Here is a 5,634-nt window from a genome sequence, read left to right as displayed (position 1 = left end):
CCTTTAACTCTTCGTTTTCCTTCTTTAAGGCAGACTCCTGATCGCCTGTTTTGCCATTACCTTTAAGCCCATTGAGTCCGCCTTCTAAAAATGCCTTCTTCCATTTGTAATACATGACATCGCTGACGCCATACTGTCTGCAAAGCTCTGCTACGGATGCCTCATTCCTCAAGCCCGCCAATACCATCTTCTGCTTCTCTTCTGCGCTCCATTTCTTCCTTGCCATCTGCCTCCTCCTTCCGGAGGACTAACTTACCAGTTGTTCCTAATTTCGTCAAACCCTACAGTATCCTCTTTAACAGGACGAGGATTGAGCCAAATGAGATTACATTTTGGACATTTTAAAAATCCATATTCACCTGGTGCTCCAAAAAGGCGATCTTCCAAATTTTTATATAAAACTTTACCTTTGCTTCCACATAAAATACACTCTTCAATTTTTTCAGTACGAATCATTTTTCCCTCTAAAATTTTATCATAAAATTATTAAATTCCTCAAAAACCTTTTTATACTCAAAATCTCTTACTCTTATTAAAGCATTATTTCTCAACTTTTTATTAAATTCTTCGTCCTGAAGAACATGCAAGATTTTATTGGCAAGAGTTATATAATCCCCTCTTTTAACTAAAATCCCCCATTTTCCGTTTTCAAGAATCTCTGCTGGACCACTTGGACAATCTGTAGCAATTATTGGCAAACCGCAAGCCATTGCCTCAATTATTACATTTGCAAAACCCTCAAAGTCTGAGGTAAGAACGAACAGATCTGAGATTGCATAATATTTGTAAGGGTTTTCTTTATAACCGAGGAAATAGACAATGCCTTCTAAGTCAAAATCTTTACTCATTTTTTCAAGAAAAGTTCGATCTTCTCCATCCCCAATAATTAAAACTTTAAAAGGTAAATCTTCCTTTCCTCTGATTACGTTTATGGCTTTCAGTAATATATCAATTCTTTTCTGCTTGTTGCTTAATCTTCCAACATATATAATAGCCTTTCTTTCATCTTCCAATAGCCAAGGTTCATCTAATGTTTCTTTGGAAAGTGCATCAATTTCCTGAAAGTCAACACAACTTGGATGCACAAAAATCTTAGTTTTTATATGGTGAGTTTCTTTTAAGTCTTGCGCAATCCCTTTAGAAAGACAAAGAATACCATTAGCGTCTTTATCAATCAAAATAATAATTTTAAGGAGTAGATTTAAAAATGGATTATTTTTTTCTCTCCCAATTACTGAGAAGTGTAGCTGATGAAAGACGATAAACTTTGACTTCAAACTTAAAATTTTTTTAGCAATGTAAGTTATTATACATTCATCCAGAGTCGATACCAATAAATAATCTATATCTTTTCCATTTTTTCTTAGCCAAATCACCAAATAAATAAATTTCAATATCAGATTTATTATCCAGGTATATCTATTTTGTCTAACTTGGGGAGTTTTTAAGTAAAGTAATTTAACCTCGTTGTCAAAAAAGTTCTCCGAGGAATTTTGCCTTTCTGTGGTCAGTAGATATGCGACCTCAAAGATATTTTTATCTGCATATTTTCCAATAAAAATTAGATTTCTTTCCACACCCCAACCTCTTAATGTATTGTGAATTATGAGAATCTTTTTTCTATTAACTTCCATAAGCCTGTAATACCTTTTCTACTGTTTTATTCCAGGTAAATTTTTCTCTAAATAATTGATAAGCCTTTTCTCCCATTTCATAAACTCTTTGAGGTTCATTTATTAGCTTATATATTTTTTCTTTTAAATCAAGAGGGCTGTTAGGCTTTACAATAAAACCGGTCTCTTCATCTTTAACCAATTCAGGTAAAGATGCAACATTTGTAACAATGACAGGTGTTTTACATGCCATTGCCTCAAGAACAACCAGACCAAGAAGTTCTGGAACTTCAGTATAGCCTCCATACATTGTTTTATAAACCGAAGGAAGCACAAAAACAGATGCTTTATTATACTCTTGCAAAAGAATTTCATCAGTTGCATCTATTATAAACTCAACTTTTTTCACTTTGGATAAATTTTTCAAATATTCGAAATATTCAAGCGAATAAGGTCTTCCAATTATGGTAAGAGTTATATCACTATCCACCGCTTCTATTAAATAGTGTATTCCCTTATGTGGTAGTAATCTTCCGACAAATAGAATTTTTCTTTCTCTGTTGAGATTTAACGGATAGAATTTTCTAATATCTACACCTCCATAAACAATATAATGGCTTGTCTTATATTTAGAAAAGCACCCAGCTGCATACTCTGACAAATGTATAAAGCCATCAATAAAACGCCATGTTCCTCCATGATAGGAAAACATATCCCATCCACCACCCCCAAAATCCGTGACAAATACTCTTTTTCTTAATAATTTCCCCCATAAAATACTCAAAGAGGTAGTTAATGTATGATATTGATAACAATGTATGATATCAGCATTTTTAAGAGCCCAAAGAAATGGGAGATAAACTGGACTAATTTTTTGACCCTGGATATAGAACCAAGGCTTAAATAAGCGAACGGTGAGGGAACCTATTTTTTCTACCCTTGGTCTCTCAGAAAAGCTGATTAGCTCTGTTTCAACTACTTGAGACATAGCTTTCGCCAATTCTAAGGAGTATCTTTCGCCCCCTCCCTTATAATCCCCGAAAAACATTGGCAAAATATGGAGTACTTTCATTATTTTTGATCTTTAATTACCCAGACCGGTTCTCTAACAAATTGCTTTTTAAAAAGATGTAAAGCCTCAAAGATTTCGCTTCTCGATTTTGACGAAATGACAAAAAATGAGATACCGTTTGCTACAATAAACATCAAGAGACCTAAAATAGGAATTTTCACCGATGAGGATAAAACTACAGAACAATAACCAATTACCAAAAGGACAACCGCTTCTCTATAACTCGGTCTGCCATATATAGATGATACATTTTTGTGTAATATAAACAATACTGGTAAAACTATAATATCAGCCAAAGGTAGGGCAAAATAGCCACTTACTGGTATAAGCAAGAAACAGATAATCCAAACTGCTACACTCCGTATAATATGAAGTTTAATCATTTCTGAGGCTTTGCCAATAGTCATAAGAAGAAAAGATTGTCCAGCAAAAATCATATTGACACCCTGAGGTAAAATAGCAAGAAGTAAAAGAGGAACGGCAGGAAGACTTTTATCTCCATATAATGCAGGTACTGCCCAATAACTGATTGAGGCAAAGAGAAATAAAGGGAAAGTAACCAAGAAGTAACTGTAAAGTGCACTCTGATCTATTGCCTTCAGGATCCTCTTTTTATCATTTTGAATCTTTCCTAAGACATTAAACGATAGCCGAGAGATTATGTTTATAAAGAAGGATAACTGGCTAATTATTCCTTGAACTAATCGGACAATTCCAGCTGCTTCCAATCCAATCATCTTCCCAATCAAAATGGGATTTATTGCTCCAGAAAGAACCCAAACCCAGCCAGCGGTAGAGGTTGGAAATCCATAATTTAATATCTCTCTTACGATACTATTATTCCAGTGAAATCTAATGCGAATAGGCTTTATTTTGTATGCGAGCATAGTGGTAATAAATGATTTAGAAAGCTCACCTAAAATAAGTGCCCAAATTCCCAGCCCTACATACGCCCCTATCGCTGCCGGTAAATAATAGCCTATTAAAGCGGACAATTCTAACATGCTGATTTTCCCATACTCCATATTTCTTTCGATAAGAACAATGGGCACCTTAGCTAAGGCACCAATACCAATCGCAAGGGAACAACCTGCTACCAGCCAAAATAGCTCCTTCTTTCCATACCACCATGCTGAAATTGGTGCAATAACAAATATCGCAAATAAGACAGTGACCCAGGCCAATAACTGCAAGAGACTAAAGGCAACCCTAAGATATTGGTCATTTAGCTCCCCGGGCTTTCTAAGCAAATAAAGACCAATACTTAAATCCGCAATACTCGATAATAAGGTAATAAAAAAAACTGAAATACTTTGAAGTCCATATATCTTAAGTCCAAGGAATCTAACGATAAAAATACTTCCAATCATGGAAATAAAAACTGCAAGCAAATTTCTAATCGTAAGTATACCCCCAGAAGCAAGGATTTTCCCTTTATGCACGAGATTATCTCCTAATTTTGTTTCTGATAACAATTCCATTGTTTCTTAAAATTGATTTCCAGGTTTAATTATCTTTAGTTCAATATCCATAAACCACGCAGGAAATATCCAAGAAAGCCTTCTTTCCCAGAAATCAGGATAACGGTAAGCTAGCCTCCAGATAAATTTATTAATAAAATTGTGTTCAAATTGCAATTTTACCTTCAACTTTTCAAACTTTGCAAAAGAATAAAAATTCCATTTTGAATAATCGGGATGCCCATTTATAGAAAAATAATCAAAAGAATGAATACCAAAAAAGTGTCGATGCGTAGGGTCGGTAAACGCATTACGGGAAGAAAAATGAGGTGTAGTGATGAAAACCTTACCTCCTGGCACCCCGATCCGATGTATTTCCTCCATCGTAAGCAATACATCCTCCAAATGCTCTAAGATATCAAAGCAGTAGATCTCATGAAACTCATTATCAGGAAAAGGCCAGGGAAACTTATTAAGATCATGTACAATGTCTGGACCTATCTCAGGGTTGATATCTACCGTTACCGCATCAGGAATAGAACGATTCTTACCACAGCCTAAATTTAGTTTTTTCATAAGACTTTCTTTTTAACATGTCGCACAAGACGACGAATTACATTTGATCCTTGTAGTGAATAGTATCGAACCCAATCGCGTATCTTCAAAGTAGCTTTAATCTGAGCTACTAGATGCTTATTTGCCTGAATAAAAGACTCTAACTCAGATTCAATAACCCATGTGCCATGAATAATTTTTTCCTCAAATTCAAAACTGTCTTCCCAGAACAGCCATTGCACTTTGTTCTCCTCAGGCAAGTGATACAGAAACCACGCAGGGAAGTAGAATTTTTTACTGCGATGAACCATGTGGTATTTATGCAAGAAATTTATTTTTTTCTTTTCTTATCTATATCAATCAACCAACGATGGTGTGACCAACCCACAATCCCAGGCTCCACTCCACGGGAACTCTCTACCAATCGGGAAGGCACTTCAATGTAGCCTCGTTTACCTACACGATTAATTTCAGAGCATACCCAGATAGGGTCTCTCAAATCTTCCAATACATGTGAGCAGATGATATAATCAATGGACTTATCTTTAAAGGGGAATGGAGCTCGATCGCAGATATCTCTTTGAATCCATGTTTTTCTGTCAAAATACTCTCTCTCACCACCCTGAGACCCCTGGGTATAACCTTCCTTCCAACTACCACGCGACTCATAGGGCATCATATCTATAACATAGTTAGCACGATTAAATGGCAATGCCCAGCCTCCGATATCAAGGACAATATCTCCTTCCTCAATTTGGCTCAAAACAATTCCTACATTAGGGCTATACATAGGCAAATATTTATCTCCCTGCATTATTCAAAGAAAAGATAGCTCTTCCAGGCTTTTTCAACTTAAAAATCTTTTCCTCACTATCATATATGATTCCATATTTCTCAGCTTCTTTTAAGATATTTTCAAACACTTTCTTTATTT

General features: G+C 35.4%; 7 protein-coding genes. All 7 read right to left on the bottom strand.

The window, feature by feature from the left end; translation table 11 throughout:
- A partial coding sequence (locus tag AB1397_04310) for a transposase (protein ID MEW6482206.1) occupies positions 1–226 on the bottom strand: 226 nt, incomplete at its 3' end.
- 26 nt (positions 227–252) lie between these two features.
- Positions 253–456, bottom strand: a complete 204-nt coding sequence (locus AB1397_04305; protein MEW6482205.1) for a hypothetical protein — start codon at positions 454–456, stop codon at positions 253–255.
- A gap of 8 nt (positions 457–464) precedes the next feature.
- A complete protein-coding gene (locus AB1397_04300) occupies positions 465–1,634 on the bottom strand; it encodes a glycosyltransferase (protein ID MEW6482204.1) in 1,170 nt (389 codons plus the stop codon).
- The gene (locus tag AB1397_04295) at positions 1,624–2,685 is read right to left on the bottom strand and encodes a glycosyltransferase family 4 protein (GenBank protein ID MEW6482203.1); all 1,062 of its coding nucleotides are present in this window, start codon (positions 2,683–2,685) and stop codon (positions 1,624–1,626) included. The genes AB1397_04300 and AB1397_04295 overlap by 11 nt, the downstream gene beginning before the upstream one ends.
- Entirely contained in the window at positions 2,685–4,166 is a 1,482-nt protein-coding gene (locus tag AB1397_04290; protein ID MEW6482202.1) for an oligosaccharide flippase family protein, read from the bottom strand. The genes AB1397_04295 and AB1397_04290 overlap by 1 nt, the downstream gene beginning before the upstream one ends.
- 6 nt (positions 4,167–4,172) lie before the next feature.
- On the bottom strand, positions 4,173–4,721 hold the full coding sequence (locus AB1397_04285; protein ID MEW6482201.1) for a methyltransferase domain-containing protein: 549 nt from the start codon (positions 4,719–4,721) through the stop codon (positions 4,173–4,175).
- 310 nt (positions 4,722–5,031) lie between these two features.
- Positions 5,032–5,514, bottom strand: a complete 483-nt coding sequence (locus AB1397_04280) for a methyltransferase domain-containing protein (GenBank protein ID MEW6482200.1) — start codon at positions 5,512–5,514, stop codon at positions 5,032–5,034.
- Between the last annotated feature and the right edge of the window lie 120 nt (positions 5,515–5,634).

This window comes from bacterium (assembly GCA_040756715.1).
In the GTDB taxonomy this organism is placed as follows: domain Bacteria; phylum UBA9089; class UBA9088; order UBA9088; family UBA9088; genus JBFLYE01.
Note: the sequence above shows the minus strand (reverse complement) of the source record. Positions and strands in the feature narration are given on the sequence as shown.